General features: G+C 34.3%; 22 protein-coding genes. 4 read left to right on the top strand and 18 right to left on the bottom strand.

The features are described 5' to 3' along the window. Positions 1-33: 33 nt before the first annotated feature. From arsM to P7122_RS03135, 7 genes are all read right to left on the bottom strand, one after another. Positions 34-1,002, bottom strand: a complete 969-nt coding sequence (gene arsM / locus P7122_RS03165; protein ID WP_278004318.1) for an arsenosugar biosynthesis arsenite methyltransferase ArsM — start codon at positions 1,000-1,002, stop codon at positions 34-36. 48 nt (positions 1,003-1,050) lie between these two features. Then, positions 1,051-1,863, bottom strand: coding sequence for a purine-nucleoside phosphorylase (locus P7122_RS03160; RefSeq protein ID WP_278004317.1), 813 nt, complete (start codon positions 1,861-1,863; stop codon positions 1,051-1,053). Continuing rightward, a complete protein-coding gene (locus P7122_RS03155) occupies positions 1,856-2,485 on the bottom strand; it encodes a TIGR04282 family arsenosugar biosynthesis glycosyltransferase (protein ID WP_278004316.1) in 630 nt (209 codons plus the stop codon). Before P7122_RS03155 ends, P7122_RS03160 begins: the two co-directional genes overlap by 8 nt. Next, positions 2,478-2,972, bottom strand: coding sequence for a rhodanese-like domain-containing protein (locus tag P7122_RS03150; protein WP_278004315.1), 495 nt, complete (start codon positions 2,970-2,972; stop codon positions 2,478-2,480). The genes P7122_RS03155 and P7122_RS03150 overlap by 8 nt, the downstream gene beginning before the upstream one ends. 29 nt (positions 2,973-3,001) lie before the next feature. After that, positions 3,002-4,057: an arsenosugar biosynthesis radical SAM (seleno)protein ArsS gene (arsS, locus tag P7122_RS03145; RefSeq protein ID WP_278004314.1), complete on the bottom strand. Its 1,056-nt coding sequence runs from the start codon at positions 4,055-4,057 to the stop codon at positions 3,002-3,004. 67 nt (positions 4,058-4,124) lie between these two features. Beyond that, positions 4,125-4,460 (bottom strand): arsenosugar biosynthesis-associated peroxidase-like protein, encoded by a 336-nt coding sequence (locus tag P7122_RS03140; RefSeq protein ID WP_278004313.1) that lies wholly within the window; start codon positions 4,458-4,460, stop codon positions 4,125-4,127. Between the two features lie 128 nt (positions 4,461-4,588). Continuing rightward, complete coding sequence (locus P7122_RS03135) at positions 4,589-5,062, bottom strand: nucleoside deaminase (protein WP_278004312.1); 474 nt, start codon at positions 5,060-5,062, stop codon at positions 4,589-4,591. 175 nt (positions 5,063-5,237) lie between these two features. On the opposite strand from P7122_RS03135, the gene P7122_RS03130 reads away from it, so the two are divergent. Further along, a complete protein-coding gene (locus P7122_RS03130) occupies positions 5,238-7,817 on the top strand; it encodes a phosphoenolpyruvate carboxylase (protein WP_278004311.1) in 2,580 nt (859 codons plus the stop codon). A 95-nt stretch (positions 7,818-7,912) separates the two neighbouring features. On the opposite strand, the gene P7122_RS03125 is transcribed toward P7122_RS03130, so the two are convergent. The 11 genes from P7122_RS03125 to P7122_RS03075 all read right to left on the bottom strand — a co-directional run bounded on the left by P7122_RS03125 (position 7,913) and on the right by P7122_RS03075 (position 22,149). Continuing rightward, a complete protein-coding gene (locus tag P7122_RS03125) occupies positions 7,913-9,208 on the bottom strand; it encodes an ammonium transporter (RefSeq protein ID WP_278004310.1) in 1,296 nt (431 codons plus the stop codon). Positions 9,209-9,212: 4 nt separating this feature from the next. Beyond that, positions 9,213-9,551, bottom strand: coding sequence for a P-II family nitrogen regulator (locus tag P7122_RS03120; protein WP_278004309.1), 339 nt, complete (start codon positions 9,549-9,551; stop codon positions 9,213-9,215). Positions 9,552-9,698: 147 nt separating this feature from the next. Then, a complete protein-coding gene (gene thrC, locus P7122_RS03115; RefSeq protein ID WP_278004308.1) occupies positions 9,699-11,003 on the bottom strand; it encodes a threonine synthase in 1,305 nt (434 codons plus the stop codon). Beyond that, positions 11,000-11,920 carry a homoserine kinase gene (locus P7122_RS03110; RefSeq protein ID WP_278004307.1) on the bottom strand — a complete coding sequence of 307 codons (921 nt, stop codon included), beginning with the start codon at positions 11,918-11,920 and terminating at the stop codon, positions 11,000-11,002. Before P7122_RS03110 ends, thrC begins: the two co-directional genes overlap by 4 nt. A 6-nt stretch (positions 11,921-11,926) precedes the next feature. After that, positions 11,927-14,374, bottom strand: a complete 2,448-nt coding sequence (gene thrA / locus P7122_RS03105) for a bifunctional aspartate kinase/homoserine dehydrogenase I (RefSeq protein WP_278004306.1) — start codon at positions 14,372-14,374, stop codon at positions 11,927-11,929. A gap of 20 nt (positions 14,375-14,394) precedes the next feature. Beyond that, positions 14,395-15,660 carry a threonine ammonia-lyase IlvA gene (gene ilvA / locus P7122_RS03100; RefSeq protein ID WP_278004305.1) on the bottom strand — a complete coding sequence of 422 codons (1,266 nt, stop codon included), beginning with the start codon at positions 15,658-15,660 and terminating at the stop codon, positions 14,395-14,397. Continuing rightward, positions 15,660-17,165 (bottom strand): ketol-acid reductoisomerase, encoded by a 1,506-nt coding sequence (gene ilvC / locus P7122_RS03095; RefSeq protein WP_278004304.1) that lies wholly within the window; start codon positions 17,163-17,165, stop codon positions 15,660-15,662. The genes ilvA and ilvC overlap by 1 nt, the downstream gene beginning before the upstream one ends. A 12-nt stretch (positions 17,166-17,177) precedes the next feature. Next, positions 17,178-17,705, bottom strand: a complete 528-nt coding sequence (gene ilvN / locus P7122_RS03090) for an acetolactate synthase small subunit (protein WP_278004303.1) — start codon at positions 17,703-17,705, stop codon at positions 17,178-17,180. Between the two features lie 2 nt (positions 17,706-17,707). Next, on the bottom strand, positions 17,708-19,441 hold the full coding sequence (ilvB, locus tag P7122_RS03085; RefSeq protein WP_278004302.1) for a biosynthetic-type acetolactate synthase large subunit: 1,734 nt from the start codon (positions 19,439-19,441) through the stop codon (positions 17,708-17,710). Positions 19,442-19,579: 138 nt separating this feature from the next. Next, positions 19,580-21,265 carry a dihydroxy-acid dehydratase gene (ilvD, locus tag P7122_RS03080; RefSeq protein WP_278004301.1) on the bottom strand — a complete coding sequence of 562 codons (1,686 nt, stop codon included), beginning with the start codon at positions 21,263-21,265 and terminating at the stop codon, positions 19,580-19,582. Next, on the bottom strand, positions 21,262-22,149 hold the full coding sequence (locus P7122_RS03075; RefSeq protein ID WP_278004300.1) for a branched-chain amino acid transaminase: 888 nt from the start codon (positions 22,147-22,149) through the stop codon (positions 21,262-21,264). The genes ilvD and P7122_RS03075 overlap by 4 nt, the downstream gene beginning before the upstream one ends. A 510-nt stretch (positions 22,150-22,659) precedes the next feature. Here P7122_RS03075 and P7122_RS03070 point away from each other — a divergent pair. From P7122_RS03070 to P7122_RS03060, 3 genes are all read left to right on the top strand, one after another. Next, entirely contained in the window at positions 22,660-23,961 is a 1,302-nt protein-coding gene (locus P7122_RS03070) for a tyrosine-type recombinase/integrase (protein ID WP_278004299.1), read from the top strand. Between the two features lie 22 nt (positions 23,962-23,983). Further along, positions 23,984-25,264, top strand: a complete 1,281-nt coding sequence (locus P7122_RS03065) for a hypothetical protein (RefSeq protein ID WP_278004298.1) — start codon at positions 23,984-23,986, stop codon at positions 25,262-25,264. An 81-nt stretch (positions 25,265-25,345) separates the two neighbouring features. Continuing rightward, a complete protein-coding gene (locus P7122_RS03060) occupies positions 25,346-25,639 on the top strand; it encodes a helix-turn-helix domain-containing protein (protein WP_092205680.1) in 294 nt (97 codons plus the stop codon). Positions 25,640-25,644: the final 5 nt, after the last annotated feature.

Raw genomic sequence — 25,644 nt, 5'->3', positions numbered from 1 at the left:
ATCAGTGTTTTTAAAATGAATTTATTTTGATGCTTAACAACATCCTCCACCATCGTAATGAAAGGTAGATTCGCTAATAAAAATATCATCGCGTCCCAAGCCAGCAAGATCTCCAGCAGTTTTGTCGCAAACAGCTAGAGGTTGGTTTTTTAATAATACGTGTCCTGCTTTATCATCAAAATAATCATCTTCGCCATAATAGATGGCTGCTTTTCCTGTAAAAATACAAGGTCCATCTGCAGGCATAGGATCTTTTATTGCAGCAACTTCAATAGATTCTATATAGATTAATTCATCAGTTGGGTAGTGCTTCGGATCCAGAATTCGGTAGGGTTTGCGAGCTCTAATTTCAATGGTACCAAAGCCAGCATCTGTTAGTGCTTTTACGTAGTCGGCAATTGGCAAGCTACCACTTAAGCAAAGTGCTCTTAATCGTTCGTCGTTTCGTAAGTCGTCGTTCATAGGTTGCTCGCAAGTAGGATCGCTCATTACCAAACGTCCATGAGGTTTTAGCACACGATACATTTCTGCAATGGCTTTTTTTAGATCTTCAGCTTTGAAAATATTGAACAAACAATTTTGAGCAGCAACATCAATGCTATTATCTTCAACCGGAAGATTCATAGCATCACCTTTTTTAAGATCAACAAATTCAGATTTAAACCAGTCGTTTTGTTCTTCCGCTATTTTGAAGTTTTTACGAGAAGCCTCTAACATTTCATCAACAACATCCACACCAATAACACCTCCTTTTTGTCTGCTGAAATAAGCAAACTGAAGCAGTTCCATACCACCACCAACACCAACATAAAGTGTTTTTGGGTTGTTCGTTAAATCACGTGCGTGCACTGTTGAACCACAACCGTAATTCATCTCTTGCATGATTCTTGGAATCTTCAAACCAGGTAATTCCCAAATAGGATTAGTGGTGCAACACAGTCCAACATCTGGTGTTAGTGCAGCTTCTTTGTAAACGTCTTTTGTGGTTTCTAGGTAACTCATATTTCTAAGTAATAAGTATGAAGTAAAAAGTAGTATTGTATATGAATACTATATACTTTTAATTAATTCTTTAAATAACGTAATCATATCTGGTTCTGCTTTGTTTGCCATGGCTATGATATCGGTAATATCTACAGGTTCTAAATTTTCAGGATCACATTCGTCTGTTAATACAGACACTGCTGCGGCTTTTAGTTTTAGATGGTTGGCAACAATAATTTCTGGTACTGTACTCATACCAACAGCATCGGCACCTAAAATTTTAAGCATACGGTATTCTGCTCGTGTTTCAAGTTGAGGTCCAACAACAGAAGCGTACACACCTTTGTGAAGTGTAATGTTGTGCTCTGAAGCTATACTTTCAAATTTTGAAATAATTTCAGCATTGTAAGGCGCGCTCATATCTACAAAACGCTCACCAAGTTTAGAAACTCCTTTAAAGGCAAGCGGTGAACCTCCTTGAAGGTTGATGTGGTCGTCAATGACCATTAATTCGCCTTTTTTGAAATCTAAATTAACAGCACCAGCTGCGTTAGAAACTAATAGTGTTTTAATGCCTAGCTTTTCCATGATTCTCACCGGAAAAGTTACATCTTGAAACGTGTAGCCTTCATACACATGAAAACGACCTTGCATTACTACTACTTTCTTTCCTCCAAGTGTACCGTAAATGAGTTTTCCTTTATGAAACTCTACAGTTGCCGTTGGGAAATTTGGAATATGGTTGTAGCTGGCTTCAGCTTCAATATCTATTTCGTTAATGAGCTGACCTAAGCCAGTTCCTAAAATAATGCCAACTTCTGGATTGTTAAATCCTTTTTGTTTTAAGTATTCTGTACTTTCTTCTATAAATTTAATCATGGAATTGTCTGATTTTTTCTTGTAGTTGTTGATTGTTTTTATAAAAATCTGAAGCTATTAAATCTTCATAAGTGTCTATGTCATTTAAAGTTTCTAATTTACTAATAGAAACGTTTAATGTGTGTAACTCTTGTAACGTTTCTTCTAAAAGTGAAGGTTGACTCCAAGGTTTATTGCAAAAAATGTCTTTAACCAGGTTAGACATGCCTACCAAATAATAACCACCATCTTCAGCAGGACCAAAAACCACTTTGCTTTTTTGTAATGATTTAAAGCCGTTTTCAATATGAAACGAACTAATGTCTGGTAAATCCGAACCTATTAGAATGATATTTTTATAACCACTATTAAAGCCATCTTTGAAAGCATTAAGCATACGTTCGCCTAAATCCTTGCCTTGTTGCAGTTGTTTTTTGTGGTTAGTCCACGTATTGGTATCGATTTCTTTGCTAAAGTAGATGTGTGTGTCTGCGTCTAATTCCGAAATAGCATTTTGGGTAACCTTTAAAAGTGCTTTGTACACTTCTAGTGCGGCAAAATCTCCTATAGTTTTGGCTAATCTTGTTTTAACAGATCCTAATTTGGTGTTTTTAACAAACACTATAACGAGATTTTTAGTCATAAATTTTATTGCCTTTTATGAGCCATTGACTCCATTCTTTTGAAAATGCGTGTACATTTTCAGTAAGTTTATTTTTTTTGTCGTAAACTTTAAAGTCGTTGTTTTTCCATTCAAAAATACCACCAAAAAGATTGTAAACATTGGTGTAACCTTCTTTTTTTAACTGCTCTGCAATGTCCTCTGATCGTATTCCTAGAGAGCAATAGACAACAATCATTTGGTCTTTGTTGTTTAGTTTTTTTGTGGTGTTGGCTAAATTAAATTCGTTATAGCCAACATGTAGAGCATCTTTTAAATGGCTAACTTCATATTCTCTAAGTTCTCTTGCGTCTAAAAGAATAGCATTGGTTTTTGGCATTGCTAATTCTTGAACTGAAATATAAGGTACGCTTTCGTTATTGTGCTTTTTTAATAATTCTGAAAGCGATTCTTGAGCGAACAAGATTCCTGAGAAAAGTAGTAATATGTATAAAATTTTGTTTTTCATTTTAAGATTCCTGCTTTCGTAGGAATATGCTAGGCAACTGTACCTTGGCAGCTACTCCCAGCACCAGCTGTGCAGCCATAGCAGTGTTGAGATATTACAATATTTCTGCCTTCTAATAAATCTTCATTGTATTCTGAAATGTGTTTAACTTTACTGTTTACAGGTAATTCTAGCATTTGGTTAAAGTCGCAATCGTACAAATAACCATCCCAACTTACCGACAGTGTGTTGGTGCACATTACGTTGGCAACAGCAGCAGGATTGTAAGCATCAACCAACTGATACATGTAGTCTTCGTAGTTTTCTGAAGCTATCAGATAATCTAAAAATCTACTAATCGGAAGATTGGTAATAGCAAACAAATTATGAAATTGAATACCAAAATCTTCCATTAGTGCCTTTTTAAAATCCTTTTCCATTGAAGCTTGGTCGCCTGGTAAAAAAGCACCTGAAGGGTTATAAACTAAATCTAGTCTTAGGTTGCTGTCTGGCATACCATAACCAATAGCATTAAGTTCTTGTAGAGCTTTTATGGATTTGTCAAAAACACCATCTCCTCTTTGTTTGTCTGTTTTTCCGCGTGTCCAATGTGGCATTGAGCTTACAACATGTACATTGTGCTTTTTGAAAAACTCTGGTAAGTCGTAATATTTTTTGTTAGCTCTAATTATGGTAAGGTTAGAACGTATAATAAAATCCTTAATGCCAGCTTTTGCAGCTTCTTCAACAAACCATCTAAAATTAGGATTCATTTCTGGTGCTCCACCTGTTAAATCCAAGGTGTGAGCTCCAGTCTTCTTAATAACTTCCAGGCATTGCTGCATGGTTTCTTTAGTCATTATTTCTTTCCGATCTGGTCCTGCATCTACGTGGCAATGTTCGCAGACTTGGTTACACATGTAGCCAACATTAATCTGAAGAATTTCTAATGGTTTTGCCTTTAATGGAAACTGACTTGTTTCTGCAATTTTATCTTTAAACGTTGGCAGTTCGCCATTCTGAAAAATTCCGTTAGAAAGAATTTCTAACTGTTTTTTGCTTTGTGCTAGTGCGTTATCTCGTTTATGCAAAGATTTGGTGGCCATTAATTAAATTTTCTTGTTCAGTATATTTACGAAAATAAAGATTGATAAGTTTTGTGCTAGAGCTGTCTTAGCCATCTAGTTTGTTGACCTTGTCCATCATTTGTACACCATGTACTAGAGTAGCTCCACTTTTTATAGCAGCACCAACATGTATGGCTTCCATCATTTCTTCTTTGGTAACACCTCTTTGAAGCGTGTCTTTAGTGTATGCATCAATGCAATAAGGGCATTGTTCTGTGTGAGCAACGGCTAATGCAATCAAAGATTTTTCGCGAGCAGTTAATGCTCCTTCTTCAAATACTTTTCCGTAGTAGTCAAAAAATTTGTTGCCAAGTTCTTCATCCCATTCAGTAATATTTCCAAATTTTCTTAAATCTGCTGGGTCGTAATAGGTTTTAGACATTTAAAATAGTTTTAAAATTGTACGAAAAATCAAGATAATGTTTTTTGTCGAGGTTAATTCTTAAAGATTACAGAAAACCTTAAAAAAGATAATTAATTTTGAGATTAAAATTGAGTGAAACCAAGTGTTTAGTACTCTGTTTTATCTTCTTTTTTATCCCATTCTTCAAAAGGTTTAATTGCAATTTCTGGTGCTAATTGCTCAAACGGAATACTTCTTTCGCTATATGGTAGTGGAATTTCTTTATATATAAACTCATCGTCAAACCCAATATTTGCAGCATCTACTTGGTTGCTTCCGTAATAAACCTTATCTGGTCTTGCCCAATAAATAGCACCTAAGCACATAGGGCAAGGTTCGCATGAGGTATAAACTGTACAGCCTTCGAGTTGAAAAGAGCCTAAGTTTTTGCATGCGTCTCTAATAGCTGTTACTTCTGCATGTGCTGTTGGGTCGTTGGTTGAGGTTACTTTATTATTGCCTATGCCTACTATTTTTCCTTCTTTTACAATAACGCAACCAAAAGGACCACCTTCATTATTTCGCATTCCTTTTAAAGCAGCATTTACGGCTTCTTGCATGTATTTTTCTTGTTCTGTCATGACGCTGTTTTTCAATTTTCTGTTTTGTAATGTAAAAATACATAATGTGATAATCGTATAACAATAATTTAATACCTAAATATTTGCTAAAGCTTTAGTGTTTGTGGTAAAAATGGTATCTTTAAGATTCTTTGTTTTATTACAAATTCATACTAAAAAAATAAACTAAAATTGTATGCATACTGAACCAAAATTAGCACGTTTCAATCAGAATGTACTGTCTAAGTATCAGATTTATAACAGTATTTTTATGACGTTACCGTTTGATACCTTGTCGAAAACTGTAGCGTTGTTGCCACTGTTTCATGAAACATGCAAATTGGGATTTGAAGAAAAAAACGATCCTACAACAATAGTAAACACGTTTTTTGATAAATATCAAAGCCAGTTGAATGAAAAAGGACAGATAGATTTATTGTTTCGCTTCATTCAATATATAGAGCGACAAGTTGTGTTGTTTGATGCTGTGGAAGATGCGGCTTTTCCAACTGTAAATAATATGGAAGGTGTTGGGTCTTTAAGGAGTTTAAAAGAAAACGCAACCGCTCAGCACAAAAAGGACTTGCTAAAGCAATACTTAGAAACGTTTAATGTAAGGATTGTTTTAACAGCGCATCCTACACAGTTTTATCCTGGTGCTGTTTTGGGTATTATTACCGATTTAGCCGAAGCTATAAAAACAGATAATTTAACTGAGATTAGTGACCTTTTAGGGCAGTTAGGAAAAACACCATTTTTTAAAGATCATAAACCAACTCCTTATGATGAGGCTGTAAATTTAATTTGGTATTTAAAGAATGTATTCTACCATTCTTTTGGGAGTATTTACGATTATGTTCAGCAAAATATTTTCGATTACGATGAGATTGATAACTCATTGGTGAATATAGGTTTTTGGCCAGGAGGCGATAGAGATGGTAATCCGTTTGTAACACCTCAAATAACACTTAATGTTGCCAAAAAACTAAAGGAGTCTATCATCAAAAATTACATTAAAGATGTGAAATATCTTAGACGTCGATTAACGTTCAAAGGTATTAGAGATCGAATTATTGATGTAAACCACAGGCTGCATAATACGTTGCTAAATAAGAGTAATCATATTTCATTAGAAGAGTTAAAGTCTGAGTTGAATGAAATTAGGACACAATTAATAGAAAATCATCAATCGTTGTATTTAGACAAGGTAACTTCATTGATAAATAAAACGACACTGTTTGGTTATCATTTTGCGAGTTTAGATATACGACAAGATAGTCGTGTGCATGATAAAATGTTTAGGTCGCTTGTGGGTGAATTGATAGACAATGGAAGTGGATTGTTTCCAAAGAATTTCTTTGAATTGCCAGAAGATGAACAAAAGTTACATTTAGCATCAGTAAAAGGTTCAATTGGTGATATAGAATTTAAAGAAGAGCTTTCTCAAGATATAGTTCAGACTATAAGAGCCATGAAAGCTATACAGGAAACTAATGGTGAAATAGCTTGTAGTCGTTACATTATTAGTAATAACCAAACAACAATGAATGTGTTGCAGTTGTTTGCTATGTTGAAGGTTGTGGCATTTAATGAGAAATTAACTGCAGATGTGGTGCCGCTTTTTGAGACTGTAACAGATTTAATTGCTGCGCCAAAAGTTATGGAAGAGTTGTATACAAATCCGCATTACCGTGCACATTTAGAAAATAGAAATAACAAACAAACCATAATGCTTGGGTTTAGTGATGGTACCAAAGATGGTGGTTATCTTATGGCTAACTGGGCAATTTTTAAGGCGAAAGAAGCCTTAACAGCGCTGTCTAGACAGTATGATATCGATGTGATTTTCTTTGATGGTAGAGGTGGACCACCTGCGCGTGGTGGAGGAAAAACACACCAGTTTTATGCGTCTTTAGGTCCAACTATAGAGGATAAAGAAATTCAGTTAACCATTCAAGGACAGACGATTAGTTCTAACTTCGGAACTTTAGATTCTTCACAATACAATATGGAGCAACTTATAAGTTCTGGTATTATGAATCGTCTTAATGATAAAAATACTGAGATGGCTCCAGAAGACAAAGCGGTTATGGACCACTTGGCAGAGTTGAGTTATCAGGCTTATGTAGATTTTAAAGGTCATCCTAAATTTTTGTCTTACTTAGAGCACATGAGTACGTTAAAGTATTATGCTAAGACAAATATTGGTAGTCGACCTTCTAAACGAGGTAAGTCTGAAGGTTTAGATTTTAATGATCTTAGAGCGATTCCTTTTGTGGGTTCTTGGAGTCAATTAAAGCAAAATGTACCTGGATTCTTTGGTGTTGGTACAGCTTTAAAACATTATGAAGATAAAGGTGAATTTGAAAAGGTCCAGCATTTGTATAAAGAATCACGATTTTTTAGAACCTTAATAGCTAATAGTATGATGTCGTTGTCTAAGTCGTTTTTTGACTTAACCCGTTATATGGCAGACGATCCTGAATATGGAGAGTTCTGGAAGTTGATTTATAAAGAATACGAAACTACAAAAAGTCTTATTCTAAAACTTACTGGCTTTAATGAATTAATGGAAAATGAGCCTGTAGCAAAGGCGTCCATTGCTGTTAGAGAATCTATAGTGTTACCGTTGTTGACGATTCAGCAATATGCGTTAAAGAAGATGCAAGAGTTAAAAAGTACAGATCAAAAAGATTTAGATAAGATTGAGATTTTCGAAAAAATGGTTACCAGATCCTTATTCGGAAACATTAATGCAAGTAGGAATTCTGCTTAATAGATTTTTGAAAACGAAGTAAAATAAAACACCCTCTAATGTTATGTTTAGAGGGTGTTTTTCACAATTTAAATTAAAAACAAAGTATATAATATTTAATGCTCGTTTAGTCTAAAGTCTGGGTAAGCGTTCATGCCGTGTTCGTGTGCATCTAAGCCTTCTAATTCTTCAAGTTCAGAAACTCTAATGCCTACAGTTTTCTTTAATGTAAAAATGATTAAAAACGAAGACGTCAGGCAGATGGCTGCATAAGCTAGTACGCCATAAAGTTGAGGTAAAAATGATAGTTCGTTAGCAGCATCTAGTGCAGAAGCTACTACATTGCCATTTGCGTTTAAAAAATCACCTGCCTCATTAGTTAATGGTTTAAAACCAAAAATTCCAACCGCTAAAGTTCCCCAAATACCGCATACAAGATGTACAGCTATAGCTCCAACTGGGTCGTCCAGTTTAAGTTTGTCAATAAAACTAACAGCCAGTACAATAATAGTTCCTGAGACGGCACCAATTATAATAGCGTCTGTTGGACTCATAACATCAGCTCCTGCTGTGATGCCAACTAGTCCGCCAAGTATACCGTTCAAAAACATAGTAAGGTCAAGATTTTTGAACATAATTGTTGAGGTTATGGCAGAAAAAACACCTCCTGCAGCTGCGGCAAGACAAGTAGTTACAAGTGTTAATGATGTCGCTTCCGGATCAGCAGAAAGTACAGAGCCACCGTTAAATCCAAACCAGCCTAACCATAGAATTAATACTCCTGCTGTAGCGATTGGTATGTTGTGGCCAGGTATAGCTTGTAGTTTTCCTTCTTTAAGTTTTCCGATTCTTGCTCCTAATAAACATACGGCTACTAATGCAGCCCAACCACCAACAGAGTGTACAAGTGTTGAGCCCGCAAAGTCGTAGAACCCAAGCTTGTCTAAAAATCCGCCTCCCCATTTCCAAGAACCAGCTATAGGGTAAATTAAACCTACATATAAAACTGCAAAAACCATAAAAGGACCGATCTTAATACGTTCTGCAACAGCTCCAGAAACTATAGTAGCTGCAGTTGCTGCAAACATACCTTGAAATAGAAAGTCTGTCCAATACGTATAGCCTTCATTGTAGGTTAAGTCTAAAGTGCCGGAATCTGTTAATGGTGCATCTAGTCCGAAACCAGAAAATCCAATAAAACCATTAAACTCTCCAGGATACATTAAGTTGAAGCCTACTAAATAGTAGAGTAGCAGACCAACAGTAATGATGAATATGTTTTTAAATAATATGTTTAAAGTGTTTTTTTGACGTGTTAATCCTATTTCTAAGAAAGCAAACCCAAGATGCATAAAGAAGACTAGGGCAGTGCAAATCATCATCCAAACATTGTTTGTAGTAAATAATTCCATTTTTTTAGTTTAAAGTTTGACCACCTTTTTCTCCTGTTCGTATTCTGTAGCATTCCTTGATGTCAGATACAAAAATTTTACCGTCACCAACTTCGCCAGTTGAAGCGGCTTCTAAAATGGCTTTAATAGTAACTTCTTCAAAATCGTCATTAACTACAATAGATAAGTAGCGTCTTTGTATGTCGCTGGTGCTATAGGAAACACCTCTGTAGACATGGCCTTCTTTTTCGTTGCCAAGACCTGTAACGTCCCAATAAGAGAAGAAATTAACACCAACATTATGCAGTGCGCTTTTTACAGCCGAAAATTTAGATTTTCTAATAATGGCTTCAACTTTTTTCATTGAAATAAATTTTGATTTCCCTCAAATTTATAATAAATAAAAATATAACCCTTAAAATTTCAGGGGTGAATATGTATAATTATGATAAAATCATTTTTTAACCCTAAAAATTAAAGGGTTTGTAATTTTAAAAATGAATTTAAATAGTTAAGGGTTGTTTAAAAGAAAATGTTTTAGTTGGTTGTAGCTAGAAATCTTGATACTCTTCTTTTCTTTATGCAAAATAGATTTAATCTGTTGTGGAGTTTCCATTGAATCTGCAATTGACTTAGGCATTACAGGTAAGAATTTTATTGGATGTGCTGTTTCTAAAAAGACACCTTGTAAGCCGGTTTTATTTTCAAGATATTTTCTAAGTGCCAAATAGCCAATGGCTCCATGAGGGTCAGCTGTATAATTGTGCTCTGTTTTTAAAAACTTTATGGCTTCAATAGTTTCAGAATCTGTGTAGCTATAACCGGAAAGATTAGATTGCAATTGCGCAAAATTGTTATTGTGAAGTGCTTCAATCCTTATGAAATTACTTGGTGCACCAACATCCATAGCATTGCTAATTGTAGCCACTGAGGCTTTAGTAAAGTAGTTGCCTGTTTTTAAGTATTCAGGTACTATGTTATTTGCATTGGTGCCTGTAACAAAATGATGGGTAGGTAAGCCTAATTTTTGCGCCATCATGCCAGCACAAATATTGCCATAATTACCGCTTGGCACCGAGAAGACTAGTTTTTTGTCTTTTTGTTTTAATGTTTTGTAGGCAAATAAATAGTAAAACATTTGTGGTAGCCATCTGGCAATATTTATGGAGTTTGCTGAGGTAAGTGTTCTGGCTGTTTTTAAATCTTCATCTAAAAATGCTGTTTTAACCATGTCTTGACAATCATCAAAAACGCCATCAACTTCAAGTGCTGTAATATTTTGGCCAAGCGTTGTAAGTTGTTTTTCTTGTATATCGCTAACCTTTCCGCTTGGGTATAAGATGACAACATCTACACCATCTACACCTAAAAAACCACTAGCTACAGCTCCACCTGTATCTCCAGAAGTGGCTACTAAAACCGTAACCTTATTTGTGTTTTTGTTTTTGCTGTTGAAATAACCAAGGCAACGTGCCATAAAACGCGCTCCAACATCTTTAAATGCCATAGTTGGTCCATGGTACAATTCTAATGAAGCTATGTTTTTATCAATTTTAACTAGTGGAAAATCAAAACTTAAAACATCTTTTAGAATAGATTTTAAATCTTCTTCATGAATTTCATCTCCAACAAATTGTTTTATGGCTTCAAAAGCAATGTCAACATGGCTTAGGTTTTCAATATTTTGAAAGAAAGAATCTGGTAATTGTTGAATTGTCTTTGGAAAATATAAACCCTTATCAGGTGCTAATCCTCTAACAACAGCTTCTTCAAATGTAACTTCTGGTGCGTTATGGTTTAAGCTAAAATATGTCATTGAATTCGTGTTCCAGTTTTACTTATATGAGATACGTAAGTGCTATAATCTATGCCAGAATTTTTATAAACGGCATCCATTGCTGTTTCAACTTTTTGGGCAGTTTTAAGATTTTTACTTAGTGCGAAAATTGATGGTCCAGAGCCAGAAATGCCAGCTCCCAAAGCACCTGCAGCAATTGCAGATTGTTTAACATCGTCAAAATGTGGAATTAATTTTTTTCGGTTAGGTTCTGCTACCAAATCAACCAAAGAACGACCAATTAAATCAAAGTCATTGCTGTGTAAACCGCTGATTAATCCACCAACATTAGACCATTGTGTAATGGCTGTTTTTAAATCGATTTGTGTTGGTACAACTTTGCGCGCATCTTCAGTTTTAATTTCAATTTGAGGATGGATAATTGTAGCAACCAAATTTGTAGGAGTTGGTATGCTAACAATGTCTAGAGGTTCGTAGTTTTTAACCAGAATAAAGCCTCCGTAAATTGCTGCTGCAACATTGTCTGCAATGGCAGATCCACAAGCGGCTACTTCGCCTTGCATGGCAAAAAGGGTTAATTCTAAATTTGAATATTTATTACCTAATAACTGATTTACAGCAAAAGCAGTACCTGAAGCACTTGCAGCACTACTTCCTAATCCGCTACCAGGCTTAAAGTTTTTAAAAATTTGAATGTCTAATCCGAAGTTGGCTTTACTGTCTTTAAGCATGAGTAGAGCAACAACTCCAGCAACATTTTTATTGGCTTCATATGGGAGAATAGCACCTTCGATTTTAGAAATGACAACATCTTTGCTGTTTGTTTTAGTAAAAATCATGTCGTCTCCTAAAGTTTCTAATGCAAAGCCCATAGCGTCGTAACCACACGATACATTGGCAACTGTTGCAGGTGAAAACACTTTAATTTGATTCATGATTTTTTAATTTCTTCCTAAAGTAATAATATCTCCAAATAAACCAGAGGCTGTAACTTCTGCGCCAGCACCAGCACCTTTTATAATTAATGGTTGTTCTGTGTATCGTTCTGTGAAGAATAATACAATATTATCTTTTCCTTTTAGGTTGTAAAAAGGATGTTCTTTGTCAATCTCTTTTAATCCAACACTTGCCTTTCCGTTGTTAAATTCAGCAACGTATTTTAGTTGGGAGTCGTTGTTTTGTGCTGATTTATATAGTTCGCTAAAGTGTGACTCTTCAGTTTTTAAGGTGTTGTAGAAATCATCAACAGTCTTAGCTTCTAAGCTTTCTTTAGGTAAAAACGATTGGTTTTTAATATCTTTTAAATCGAGCTTGTAGCCAGCTTCTCTGGCTAGAATTAATATCTTTCTGGCAACATCTACACCACTAAGATCTATTCTTGGGTCGGGCTCTGTGTAGCCTTCTGCTTGGGCTTGTTTTACGATGTCATGAAAACTACTAGTATCATTAAAATTGTTGAATATGAAGTTTAGGCTTCCAGATAAAACAGCTTGAATAGAAGTCACCTTGTCACCTGAGTTAATAAGGTTGTTTAATGTGTTGATTACTGGTAAACCTGCACCAACATTAGTTTCGAATAAAAATGAAGCATTATATTTTCTTGATAAATCCTTCAGTTCTTTATAATCTGAATATTTAGAAGAACAGGCAATTTTGTTGCAAGCGATAACCGAAATACTTTCTCTTAAATAATTTTTGTAAGTTTTTGCAACGTCTTCGTTTGCTGTAACGTCAATAAAAATGCTATTACTGAGGTTAAGTTCTTTTATAGTGTCAAAAAATAATTTATGAGATTGTTTTTTGCCTTTTTGTAATTGCTCGTTCCAAGTGTTTAGGTTAATGCCTTCTTCTTCAAAAATCATTTTTTTTGAGTTGCTTATACCAACAACTCTAACATTAAGTAGAAGATTTTCGTTAAGATAATCTTGTTGTTTTTTGATTTGATTCAACAAAATACCACCAACATTTCCAACACCGACAATAAAGAGATTGAGTGTTTTAATTTGTTTTTCAAAAAAGCGATTGTGTAATGCTGTGAGTGCTTTTTTTATGTCTTTGTGAGAAATAACGGCTGAAATGTTTCGCTCAGAAGCGCCTTGAGCAATAGCTCTAACATTAACATTGTTGTTGCCTAGAGCTCTAAACATTCTGCCACTAATACCTTGGTGATTTTTCATGTTATCTCCAACAACAGCAACAATGGCTAGGCTATCTTCAATGAGTAAAGGCTTTATTTTCTTTTTAGAAATTTCGTAAACAAATTCTTCATCCACAACGTGTTTTGCCTTTTTAGATTCAGAGCTAAAAATACCAACACAAATAGAATGTTCTGATGACGCTTGGGTAATTAAAACCACATTGATGTTGTTTCTTGATAGCGCAGAAAATAAACGCTTAGAAAATCCAGGAACACCAACCATACCATTACCTTCTAAAGTCAATAAAGCTATGTTTTCAATATGACTTATACCTTTAACCGGTTGCTTTTTGTCTTTGCCTTTTTTTGTGATTAAAGTGCCTTTTTCATCTGGTGAAAACGTATTCTTTATGAGAATCGGAATTTTTTTTTGTAAGGCTGGATGAACAGTAGGTGGATACAGTACTTTCGCTCCAAAGTGTGACAATTCCATGGCTTCCTGATATGAGATTTCTTCTATCGGAAATGCTTGTTTTACTAGTTTAGGATTTGCAGTGTACATGCCGCTAACATCAGTCCAAATTTCTAATACATCTGCTTTAACAGCTGAGGCAATTAAGGCTGCTGTGTAGTCAGAGCCACCTCTTCCTAATGTTGTGGTTTCGTTGTTTTTATTTCTGGAAACAAAACCTGGCAGCACAACAATTTTATCTTTATTCTTTTTGAAAAATGAAGAAATATTAGTTGTGGTTTCCTTGATTTTTACAGTTGCATTAGTGAATGTAGAGTCTGTTAAAATCAGTTCTCTACTGTCTTTTAAAGAAGCGTTTTTTACAGTTTGTTGTAATGCTTCGGAAATGATGTAAGAAGATAGCAGTTCGCCAAAACTTACAATTTTATCAATGGTTTTGTTAGAAAATTCGTTGATAAGATAAAGCCCTTGAAGAATTTGTTTTAATTCTTCAAGCTTGGTGTTAACTTCATTTAAGACTGCTTGTTTGTTTTTGTTGTCAATTAATTCTTCAACAGTGTTAATGTGGCGATTGACAATATTTTGAAACACTTCTATGTACTTCTCATCTTTGTTTGTAGCAAGATTTCCGGCTTCAATAAGCATGTCTGTTGTGCCTCCTAAAGCTGAAACAACAACTGCAATCTTATTTTTTTTAGATTCACTTTCTAGAATCTTTATAACCTTTGATATGTTTTCTGCGTTGGCAACTGAAGTGCCACCGAACTTAAGGACTTTCATCTATTGTTCTTTTTTAACAATTATATTAAAAATTGAAATAAATCGGGCTTGTTATTTAGATAATCTCCGTAGAATTTATGAAGTTTCATTTTGGTGATTAAGGGTTCTAAATCTTCAGGCGATTTTAACTCTATGCCAACAACTGCGGAACCTGTATCTCTGTTGGATTTTTTTGTGTATTCAAAATGAGCGATATCATCGTTTGGTCCTAAGATTTCAACAACAAATTCTTTTAAAGCTCCAGCGCGTTGCGGAAACTTCACAATAAAATAGTGTTTTAGGTTAGAATAGAGTAGTGCGCGTTCTTTTATTTCGGCAGTACGTGTTATGTCGTTATTACTGCCGCTAATAATACATACTACATTTTTGCCTTTTATTTCATTTGCATAAGTGTCTAACGCAGCAATGCTTAGTGCGCCTGCAGGTTCAGCAACAATAGCTTCCTTGTTGTATAACTCTAAGATAGTTTGACAGATTTTACCTTCATCTACAATAATTACATCATGAAGCGTTTCTTTACAGATTTCAAAAGTTAAATCTCCAACACGTTTTACTGCAGCACCATCAACAAAATTTTCTATGTGATTGAGTTCTGTATTTCTATTATTCTTTATTGAAGTAGACATTGAAGGTGCTCCTTTTGGTTCTACGCCAATGATTTTAGTTTGTGGTGAGAGTTCTTTAAAAACTGAAGATAATCCAGCAGAAAGTCCACCACCTCCAATAGGAACAAAGACATAATGGATTGGATGTGTTTTAGTTTGGTCAATAATTTCTAATCCAACGGTAGCCTGACCTTCTATGACTTTTTTGTCATTAAAGGGATGAATAAAGGTTTTGCTCAATTCCTCACATTGTTTCATAGCAGCATGGTAGGCATCGTCAAAACTATCGCCAAATAAAATGACATCAATATAGTTCTCACCAAACATTTTTACCTGTTCTATTTTTTGGTTAGGTGTTGGTGAAGGCATAAAAATGGTGCCTTTAATCTTCAAAATTTTGCAGGATAATGCGACACCTTGGGCATGATTACCAGCACTGGCGCACACAATACCATTTTCAATTTCGGTATCTGTTAAAGATGCTATTTTATTATAAGCTCCTCTGATTTTATACGAGCGTACTTCTTGTAAATCTTCTCTTTTAAACATGATGTTGCACTCATATTTTTTTGAATGTTGCATGTTGTTAATGAGTGGTGTCACGGAAGCAATACCTTCAAGTCGACTTGCGGCTTGTTCTACAGATTTTAAAGATGGTTTGTATGTGGTGCGTGTTTCCATTAGGCTAGGACAGAATCTCGAGTTTTAGTTTCTTCTGTTTTTATCACTTTCATTGCAGTCATTGCGGCACGAAGACGTTTACCAATAGTTTCAATAGGATGATTTCTAATAGCGTCATTCACTTTGATTAATTCGATATTACCAACACCTGTTTTAGTTGAAAATGACTTTCCTATTACTGAAGTATTTATCGTTTTCATAAAATCTGCTAGTAAAGGTTTACACGCATGATCAAATAAATAGCAACCATATTCGGCAGTATCAGAAATGACACGATTCATTTCAAATAACTTCTTTCTCGCAATAGTATTTGCTATTAATGGCAACTCGTGTAACGATTCGTAGTAAGCAGAATCTTCGATTATTCCTGCGCTTACCATTGTTTCAAAAGCGAGTTCTACTCCAGATTTTACAAATGCGACTAACAGCACACCATGATCAAAATACTCTTGTTCTGTAATATGGTCTGAAGTTAATTCGGTTTTTTCAAAAGCAGTTTCGCCAGTTGCTGCTCGCCATTTTAATAGGTTAACATCATCATTAGTCCAATCTTCCATCATAGTTTTTGAGAAATGACCAGAAATGATATCGTCCATATGTTTTTCGAATAACGGACGCATGATGGTTTTTAATTCTTCAGACAATTCAAAAGCTTTAATTTTTGAAGGATTTGATAATCTATCCATCATATTTGTAATTCCTCCATGTTTTAAAGCTTCAGTAATAGTTTCCCAACCAAACTGAATTAATTTTGCTGCATAGCCAGCATCAATTCCTTCGGCAACCATTTTGTCAAAAGACAAGATTGCGCCAGTTTGCAATAAGCCACATAAAATGGTTTGCTCACCCATTAAATCAGATTTCACCTCTGCCACAAAAGACGATTCTAAAACACCTGCTCTATTGCCACCAGTTGCAACTGCGTAAGCTTTTGCTTGTGCCCAACCTTTATTTTCTGGATCATTTTCTGGATGCACAGCAATTAATGTTGGCACACCAAAACCACGTTTGTATTCTTCACGTACTTCGGTTCCTGGACATTTTGGCGCGACCATAATTACCGTAATATCTTTACGGATTTGTGTGCCTTCTTCAACAATATTAAATCCATGCGAGTAGCTTAACGTTGCGCCTTTTTTCATTAAAGGCATCACTTGGTTAACTACATCTGTATGTTGCTTATCTGGTGTTAAGTTTAACACCAAATCTGCTGTTGGGATTAAGTCTTCGTAGGTTCCAACATTAAAACCGTTATCAGTCGCATTTTTGTACGACGCTCGTTTTTCATCAATAGCTTGTTGACGTAAAGCATAAGAAATATCTAAACCAGAATCTCTCATGTTTAACCCTTGGTTTAATCCTTGTGCGCCACAACCTACAATGACTATTTTTTTATCTTTTAATGCAGCTATGCCATCTTCAAATTCTGAAGCATCCATAAATCTGCATTTTCCTAATTGCTCTAATTGTTTTCTTAATGGTAATGTGTTAAAATAATTTGCCATTTCTTGGTTTTTTTAGTGTTGTAGTGCCTTTAATAGTGTTGATATCTTCATTTCGTCTTTGGTTACAGCGATTCTTCCAGAACGTGTAAATTGCATGATTCCAAAAACACTAAGCTCTCTGTAGAGTAGGTCTATTTCTTCTTTTTTTCCTGATTTTTCTATGACGAAAAATGCTTTGTTAACAGTTACAATTCTTGAGTTGCTTTCTTTTATTATATTCTGAATTTGACGTTCATCAAACAGTAAATCAGACTTAATTTTGAATAGGCATGATTCCTGATAAACAATCTCGTCTTCAGTATGGTAAAAAGCTTTTATGACCTCTACCTGTTTTTCGATTTGACCAATGATTTTTTTCATTTGGTCTTCGGTTAACTTCACCACAATGGTCCATTTAGACACATTTTCAATTTCAGAAATTGAAGAGTTTATACTTTCAATATTGATGTGTCTTCGTTGAAAAATTGCTGAAATCCGATTGAGTAATCCAACATTGTTTTCGGTATATATTGTTACGGTATATTGTTTTACTTTATCCATAATTATTCTAGTCTTATATCTGAAACACTCGCACCTGTCTGAATCATTGGAAATACATTGTCCTCTTTTTCAACCTTAACTTCAAGAAAGAAAGGACCTTTATGATCTATCATTTCTTTTATGGTATTTGTCAGATCTTCTCTTTTTGATACACTTTTTGCATTAATATGGTAGCCTTTTGCTATGGTAACAAAATCGGGATTCACCATTTCGGTTGAAGCATATCGTTTATCAAAAAATAGTTGCTGCCACTGTCTTACCATACCTAAAAAATTATTGTTTAGCACTACAATTTTTACTGGTACTTTAGTTTGAAAAATGGTGCCTAATTCTTGGATGGTCATTTGATAACCACCATCTCCAATTATGGTTACTACTTCACGATTTGGCGCACCCATTTTTGCTCCAATAGCCGCAGGTAATGCAAATCCCATAGTACCCAAACCACCAGACGTAATGTTGCTTTTAGAGACATTGAAATCGGCATAACGACATGCAATCATTTGATGCTGACCAACATCACTAACTATTGCTGCTTCACCTTTGGTTTGTGCATTAATCTCTTTAAGCACTTCGCCCATGGTTAAACCATCTTTTGTTGGATGCAAATCGTTTTTTATGACTTTATCAAATTCAACTTGGTATAAATCTTTAAATTTTTGATGCCATTCTTTATGTGAGTTTTCTTTTAAAAGAGGAAGAATTGCCGCCAAAGTCTCTTTTGAGTTTCCTAAAACTGCAACATCTGTTTTGACATTTTTATCAACTTCTGCAGGATCAATTTCAAAATGAATGATTTTAGCTTGTTTGGCATAGTAATTCAGATTGCCAGTGACACGATCGTCAAAACGCATTCCGATTGCGATTAAAACATCACATTCATTAGTTAAAACATTTGGAGCATAATTGCCGTGCATACCAACCATTCCGACATTTAATGGATGAGTTGAAGGAATTGCCGAAGCACCTAAAATAGTCCAAGCCGATGGTAAACTTGCTTTTTCTATAACCGCTTTAAATTCAGCTTCAGCTTCACCTAAAATCACACCTTGTCCCCAAACCACTAAAGGTTTTTTTGCATTATTTATTAAATCTGCAGCAGCTTGTAAAGTGTTTGGATTGGTTTCAGGAATTGGTTTGTAACTTCTAATTCCAGTACATTTTTCGTATTTAAAATCGAATTCTTCAAACTGCGCATCCTTCGTGATATCTATTAAAACTGGACCAGGACGACCACTTTTTGCGATATAAAACGCTTTAGCAATCACTTCAGGAATTTCTGAAGCTTTTGTGACTTGATGATTCCATTTGGTAACAGGCGTTGAAATACCAACGATATCGGTTTCTTGAAACGCATCGCTACCTAATAAATGCGATCCAACTTGACCTGTAATACATACCATTGGTGTACTATCGATTTGAGCATCTGCAATACCTGTGATTAGGTTGGTTGCTCCAGGACCAGAAGTTGCCATAGCGACACCAACTTTACCAGAAATACGCGCGTAACCTTGTGCTGCATGCGTTGCACCTTGCTCATGACGTGTTAAGACGTGATGAATTTCGTTTTGAAACTTATACAACTGGTCATAAACTGGCATAATTGCACCGCCAGGATAACCATAAAGTACATCTACGCCTTCAGCCATTAAGCTTCTAACAACCGCTTCGCTACCCGAAATTCGAATAGTTTTTGAAGTAGATTGCTCGTTGTTTTTTATCGTTTTTGTTTCCATAAATTCCTGCGCAGGCAGAAATCTTATCCTACCTTTTTAATTTTTATGTTTTCTCAAGTAATACTTGAGTTTTATAATTTTATTAAAACATTTATTTTGTGCTCATCACTTTTAGATTCCTGCCTGCGCAGGAATTTGTTAAAACTCATCGGTAACACAACCTTTGGATGCAGACGACACTGTTTTAGCATATTTGTAAAGCACCCCACGATTAAATTTTAATTCTGGTGCTTTCCACTTTTCTCTTCGTTTTGTTAATTCTTCTTCAGAAATTTCAATGTTTATTGAATTGTTTACAGCATCAATAGCTATGATGTCTCCATTTTCTACTAAAGCAATATTTCCACCTACTTGAGCTTCTGGTGAAACGTGACCAACAACAAAACCATGAGAGCCGCCTGAAAATCTTCCATCAGTTATTAATGCGACATCTTTTCCTAAACCAGCTCCCATTATCGACGATGTTGGCTTAAGCATTTCTGGCATTCCAGGTGCTCCTTTAGGACCTTCGTAACGAATAATAACCACATCTCCTTTTTTAACTTTACCAGATTTTATTCCTTCGTTCACCTCTTTTTCGCTATTAAAAACATTAGCAACACCTTTAAAAAACAAGCCTTCTTTACCTGTTATTTTTGCAACAGCACCTTCTGTAGCTAGATTTCCGAAAAGAATACGAATGTGTCCTGAATCTTTGATTGGCTTATCTAATGTTTTTATGATGTCTTGTCCTTCAATAAGGTTTGGTACGTTTTTTAAATTTTCAGCGATTGTTTTTCCTGTAACGGTTAAGCAATCTTTATGAAGCATGTTATTATCTAACATGTACTTTAAAACTCCAGGAATACCACCAACGCTGTGTAAATCTTCCATAGCATATTTTCCGCTAGGTTTTAAATCTGCCAATAATGGCGTAGTGTCACTTATTCTTTTAAAATCATTCAAAGTAAATTCAACTTTTGCAGCCTTTGCAATGGCTAAAAAGTGTAAAACAGCATTTGTTGATCCTCCTAAAACAGTCACCAGTCTGAAAGCATTTTCTAAAGATTTTTTAGTAACAATGTCTGAAGGCTTAATATCTTTTTCTAAAAGCAATCGCATAGCTTCACCAGCTTTAACACTTTCTTCTTCTTTAATATTACCACTACTTACTGCAGGGTTTGAAGAATTAAAAGGCAGTGACATCCCTAAAGCTTCAATAGCAGAAGCCATTGTATTTGCTGTGTACATACCACCACAAGCACCAGCACCAGGACAAGCTTTGTGTACAACTTCTTTATATTCTGTTTCGTCTATTGTTCCTGCAACTTTTTGTCCGTAAGCCTCAAAAGCCGAAATGATATCTAGTTTTTTTCCGTCATGACAGCCTGAAGCAATGGTTCCGCCATAAACCAAAATAGAAGGTCTGTTTAAGCGCAACATTGCCATAAGTGCTCCTGGCATATTTTTATCACAGCCAACTACAGTTACTAATCCGTCGTAGCTCATAGCTTCAACAACAGTTTCCATTGAATCTGCAATAAGATCTCTTGATGGTAATGAAAATCGCATTCCAGGTGTTCCGTTTGAAATACCATCGCTAACGCCAATAGTGTTAAAAATCAAACCTACTAAATCAGCATTTTCAGTCCCTTTTTTTGCGTAAGTGGCCAATTTGTTGAGATGCATGTTGCAAGGATTACCTTCATAACCTGTACTTGCAATACCTACAAATGGTTTTTGTAAATCATCATCATTTAAACCAATGGCATGCAACATGGCTTGTGCTGCAGGTAATGTTGGATCTTGTGTTACGGTTTTACTGTGTTTATTTAGTTGGCTCATATAGGTGCATTTGTTTTTCTAGTTTCTAAAACTTCATTTTTATACAAGTGCATTAAATTATAGCCATGTGTTGTTTCCCATTTTTTAGGAAATTGATAATCGTCAATAGATTGTAAGCCTACCACTTCGGCAGCTGTGCCTGTAAAAAAAGCGTTGTCTGCTTTTTTTAATTCATCTAATGTGAAATATTTTTCTACCACTTCAATCCCTTCTTCTTTGCAAATATCCATTACTGTTTGTCTGGTAATGCCAGGCATAATGTTTCCTTTTGGTGGAGTATATAAGATGTCGTTTTTTTCGATAAAGACGTTAGCGCCTGAACATTCGGCCACATAGCCATTCATATCTAGCAATAATGCTTCATCGTAACCTGCGTTTTTGGCCTCGTTAGTTGCTAAAATGGAATTAGTATAGTGGCCAGTCACTTTTGCGTCAACAATGCAAGATTTTGGATTTGGTCTTTGGTATTGAGAGGTTTTTACTTTTAATAATTTATCACCCATGTATTTTCCCCATTCCCAGCACTGAATGGTTAAAAAACTTTCTTTAGAGCTCAGTAGGCTCATGTCTGCTCCTGTGGTAACGAGAGGTCTTATGTAGGCATCTTCAAAGTTGTTTTTTTTCAATAAACGATAGGTTATGTCAACGAGTTCTTCTACTGAATAATTTATAGGAATATGCATGGCTTTTGCTCCATAGCACAGTCTTTCGTAGTGTTCTTGGGCTTTAAAAATTCGAGCTCCATTAACCGTTTTGTATGATCTGATTCCTTCAAAAATTCCATTACCATAGTGAAGACTTTGGCTGTAAGGGTTTATTAAAACATCATTGGCATTAATAAATTCTCCATTGTGAAATACGATGCTATTTTCTTTTTTGTACATAATATAGGTATATAAAAAAAATGCCTTCCAAATTACAGGAAGGCATTTTTTGAGATTTATTTAATAATACCATCCTATCATTGCGAAATAATCGCAATAATTGTAATAGAAATGATATTAGTGGTTTGTTTTTTCATAAATGTTAAACAAATATTTAAAATAAATAATAGATATCCTAACATTTTCTTAAATAACTGAAATTTAGTTTTTTTATGTGAAGATGATTGGAGGTTGTTTAGGTTAAATGTTTTGTTGGTGTGGAGAGTATGCTGTAAAACCAAAAAACCCGATTCAAATGAATCGGGCTTTTGATGGTGGTGCCTCCAGTACTTATGTATTCTTTCTTAAAACATTTCATTTCTTTTCAAAATATCTTTAAAATCCTTTAAAATGAGGGTTTTAGAGTGTTTTTTGTTATAATTTAATTAAGTAAATTCTAAAAAAATAAACCTTAAAAAGCACACAAAAAAGCACACAATTTTGTATCTTTAAGTCAAACAAATCAATGTTATGACTACTATTTCACGTTCTAAAGGTACAGCTCGTTTTGCATTTAGGGAATCGAATACTAAATTACAAAATTCAAAACAAAAGCAGAGTTTAATTATTTTGAACTTTGCATACGGAACTACACGTTTTAGGTACTCAACTGGATATAAAAGTTGTTATGATGATTGGGATTTTAAAAAGCAAAGAGTAAAAAATAAAGCTTCAATTTCAAACAAAGACGAAGTAAACGACTTTTTGAGCGGTTTAGAAAAGTTTATCAATAAAACGTATTCAGAACTAACTAAAGAGCAAGGAGAGGTCTCTAAAGATGTTTTAAAGTATCATTTGGACGTTTTTACTAAAAAAATAAAACCTAACGTAGAATTGAATAAGAACTTAACCTTCTTCGAGGTTATTCAGCAATTTATTGACTTAAAAGATGGGCAAATTTCAAACATAACGTTACGTTCATATAAGCAAACTCAAAAACGATTACGAGAATATGAGAAGTATTATAAAACGAGATTGATATTTCAATCAATTGATATGAGTTTCTATAATAAGTTTGTAAAGTTTATGGAGGCTAATGATTACTCATTAAATACTATAGGAAAACATATAAAAACACTAAAAACGTTTTTAAATTATGCAATTTCAGAAGGCTATTCAGCTAATCAAAAATTTAGGAGTAACGACTTCAAAGTTAAAAAGGAAATTACAACTGAAATTTATCTAACTGAAGAAGAAATACATCAAATGTTTGAAAAAGACCTATCCAAATATCCAGAGTTAGAACACGCAAGAGACGTTTTTTTAATGGGATGCTACACAGGTCAACGTATAAGCGATTACAACGGATTAAAAGAAGAAGATATTATTACCATAGATGGTGTGCAGTTTTTTGAAATTAAGCAGAAGAAAAACCGTAAGTACGGTAGGGTAGTACATTGTCCTATTACCAAGGAAATGAAATCTATAATGAATAAGAGGTATAACGGAAAACCACCTAAAAAGATTCAGGAACAAGATTTAAACGAAAATATCAAGCAGGTTGGTCAAATGTTAGAATGGGATGAGTTAATTAAATGTGAGTACACCAAAGGCGGAAAGCTTAATACGGAAATGATTCCAAAATACGACTTAATCAAATCCCATACTGCTAGAAGAAGTTTCTGTACTAACAAATATAAAGCAGGAATGAGCGTGTTTGATATTATGTTGTTTTCTGGTCATACTACTGAAAAAGAATTTTATAAGTATATTAGAATCAAAAATCAAGAGAGAGCATCTCATATTGTTAAGGGCGGTTTTTTTAACGTTTAATCCTAATTGATAATTAATATTAATGTTAGATAGTTATTCATTCAATAAATTTTGTGAGTTATTAAGTGATGAAGATATTTTAAGAACTTCTACGGCTTTTGGTGTTGCAAAACAATTTCAAACTTACATAGCTGATATAAAGTCACAGGTCTTAAAAGAACTAATGAATAGAACTGAAAATCAAGATGTTTTTTTAGAGTTTCTAATCAATGAAATTGAAAAGCAGTACTATGTAAAAGATGTTGGTATTAATTATATAAATAAATGGCTTAAAGAATATAATATTTCCATAGATGCCATTTTAGAAGAAGAAGACCATAAAGAACCAATTTTTACAGTTTTAGATAGACATTATAACGATATGGAGCCCTTTTCTAAAGAAAAAGACAAAGCTTTTTTAGTGCAAATGGATTTCTTAAATTATTTCTGTTGTATGTACGCTAATGAGCTTATAGAATTTTTAAGGTTTAAAATCCCTAAAGTTAAACCTCAAAATCAGGCACAAATACCGATTGCAAAAACAAAACCTTTTAAAGACGAATACCTAAATGTTTTTTGTAAAGAAATAAGCAATGAAAGAGCAGTTAGAGAAACATCATTTATGCAATTATACGATTACGGCCTCACGCATTATAGACCTTATTTAGAATCCGAAATTACAGAAAATCTTTTAATTCTAGATAAAGATAAGAAAGAAGATTACTTAAGTTATGTGTTAGATAAAGTGACTAAAACGCCTTATGCTAGTATTCCTGAAAACTTTCTTGACCAGTATATTAAAAAATATGATGTTGATTTAAATGAGTTCCCAAACTTTAAAAATAAAGAATTGAATGAAGTATTAAATACCTATTATCAAGGAATCTACCATGCAACGCATCAAGAACAACATAATTTGCTATGTATTCAAATTGACTTCTATTGTTACGCTAGTATGCTAGAGGTTAAAAAAATCACGGAATTTATAGAGTCAAAATCAAAAAAATCTAATACAAATATTAATCTAATGGAAGAAGAATTATTAGAACCAATATCAAAATTAAAGTGGTTAGGTAAACCATCTCAATTAGGATTTATTATTTCTTCCTTAACAGATTTAGGATATATAGAAGCACCATTAAGACAAAACGGAGATGTTAACTATACTCAATTTGCTAAACTGGTTAAGCAAACTTTTGATATTGATACAACAGAAAATACATTATCTAAATATCTTAATACGGATTCAGAAAAAGGACAAGAACCTATGAGGAAGTTTGAGCAAAACGGTTTTAACATACCTCACAGAAATATAGTAAGCTAGAACCGTTCGAGTACCTTCTGGTACGTTTATCAAAGTGCACCTTACTTAATTTTACACCATCAAATAATAAATCACAATACGATGGAACAAAGTAAAGTAACACAAGTGTTTGGTATCACGCCAAACGAATTAAAAGAAAACATTTTAAACGATGTAAGAACAGAGCTAAAAACTTTAGTTCAACATTTTCAACCTGTAAAACCTGCTGAATACATCACTCGAAAAGAAGCTGCAAAAATTCTAAAAGTATCTTTAGTAACCTTATCAGATTGGAATAAAAAAGGCGTTTTAAAACCGTATCGATTAGGAAACCTAATCAGGTATAAACGCACCGAATTAGACGAAGCATTAATTAGTATTAACTCTAAAAAATAATTAAT

The organism is Winogradskyella marincola (assembly GCF_029624125.1).
Classification (GTDB): Bacteria; Bacteroidota; Bacteroidia; order Flavobacteriales; family Flavobacteriaceae; genus Winogradskyella; species Winogradskyella marincola.
Note: the sequence above shows the minus strand (reverse complement) of the source record. Positions and strands in the feature narration are given on the sequence as shown.

Bases quoted from the DNA above. Each gene is read 5' to 3' on its own strand.
- ilvB (WP_278004302.1), bottom strand. From the start codon at position 19,441: ATGGAAACAAAAACGATAAAAAACAACGAGCAATCTACTTCAAAAACT.
- P7122_RS03130 (WP_278004311.1), top strand. From the start codon at position 5,238: ATGCATACTGAACCAAAATTAGCACGTTTCAATCAGAATGTACTGTCT.
- P7122_RS03075 (WP_278004300.1), bottom strand. From the start codon at position 22,149: ATGTACAAAAAAGAAAATAGCATCGTATTTCACAATGGAGAATTTATT.
- P7122_RS03060 (WP_092205680.1), top strand. From the start codon at position 25,346: ATGGAACAAAGTAAAGTAACACAAGTGTTTGGTATCACGCCAAACGAA.
- thrC (WP_278004308.1), bottom strand. From the start codon at position 11,003: ATGACATATTTTAGCTTAAACCATAACGCACCAGAAGTTACATTTGAA.
- P7122_RS03135 (WP_278004312.1), bottom strand. From the start codon at position 5,062: ATGACAGAACAAGAAAAATACATGCAAGAAGCCGTAAATGCTGCTTTA.
- arsS (WP_278004314.1), bottom strand. From the start codon at position 4,057: ATGGCCACCAAATCTTTGCATAAACGAGATAACGCACTAGCACAAAGC.
- P7122_RS03155 (WP_278004316.1), bottom strand. From the start codon at position 2,485: ATGACTAAAAATCTCGTTATAGTGTTTGTTAAAAACACCAAATTAGGA.
- P7122_RS03160 (WP_278004317.1), bottom strand. From the start codon at position 1,863: ATGATTAAATTTATAGAAGAAAGTACAGAATACTTAAAACAAAAAGGA.
- thrA (WP_278004306.1), bottom strand. From the start codon at position 14,374: ATGAAAGTCCTTAAGTTCGGTGGCACTTCAGTTGCCAACGCAGAAAAC.
- ilvD (WP_278004301.1), bottom strand. From the start codon at position 21,265: ATGAGCCAACTAAATAAACACAGTAAAACCGTAACACAAGATCCAACA.
- P7122_RS03150 (WP_278004315.1), bottom strand. From the start codon at position 2,972: ATGAAAAACAAAATTTTATACATATTACTACTTTTCTCAGGAATCTTG.
- arsM (WP_278004318.1), bottom strand. From the start codon at position 1,002: ATGAGTTACCTAGAAACCACAAAAGACGTTTACAAAGAAGCTGCACTA.
- P7122_RS03120 (WP_278004309.1), bottom strand. From the start codon at position 9,551: ATGAAAAAAGTTGAAGCCATTATTAGAAAATCTAAATTTTCGGCTGTA.
- ilvC (WP_278004304.1), bottom strand. From the start codon at position 17,165: ATGGCAAATTATTTTAACACATTACCATTAAGAAAACAATTAGAGCAA.
- P7122_RS03065 (WP_278004298.1), top strand. From the start codon at position 23,984: ATGTTAGATAGTTATTCATTCAATAAATTTTGTGAGTTATTAAGTGAT.
- P7122_RS03140 (WP_278004313.1), bottom strand. From the start codon at position 4,460: ATGTCTAAAACCTATTACGACCCAGCAGATTTAAGAAAATTTGGAAAT.
- ilvN (WP_278004303.1), bottom strand. From the start codon at position 17,705: ATGGATAAAGTAAAACAATATACCGTAACAATATATACCGAAAACAAT.
- P7122_RS03110 (WP_278004307.1), bottom strand. From the start codon at position 11,920: ATGAATCAAATTAAAGTGTTTTCACCTGCAACAGTTGCCAATGTATCG.
- P7122_RS03125 (WP_278004310.1), bottom strand. From the start codon at position 9,208: ATGGAATTATTTACTACAAACAATGTTTGGATGATGATTTGCACTGCC.
- P7122_RS03070 (WP_278004299.1), top strand. From the start codon at position 22,660: ATGACTACTATTTCACGTTCTAAAGGTACAGCTCGTTTTGCATTTAGG.
- ilvA (WP_278004305.1), bottom strand. From the start codon at position 15,660: ATGGAAACACGCACCACATACAAACCATCTTTAAAATCTGTAGAACAA.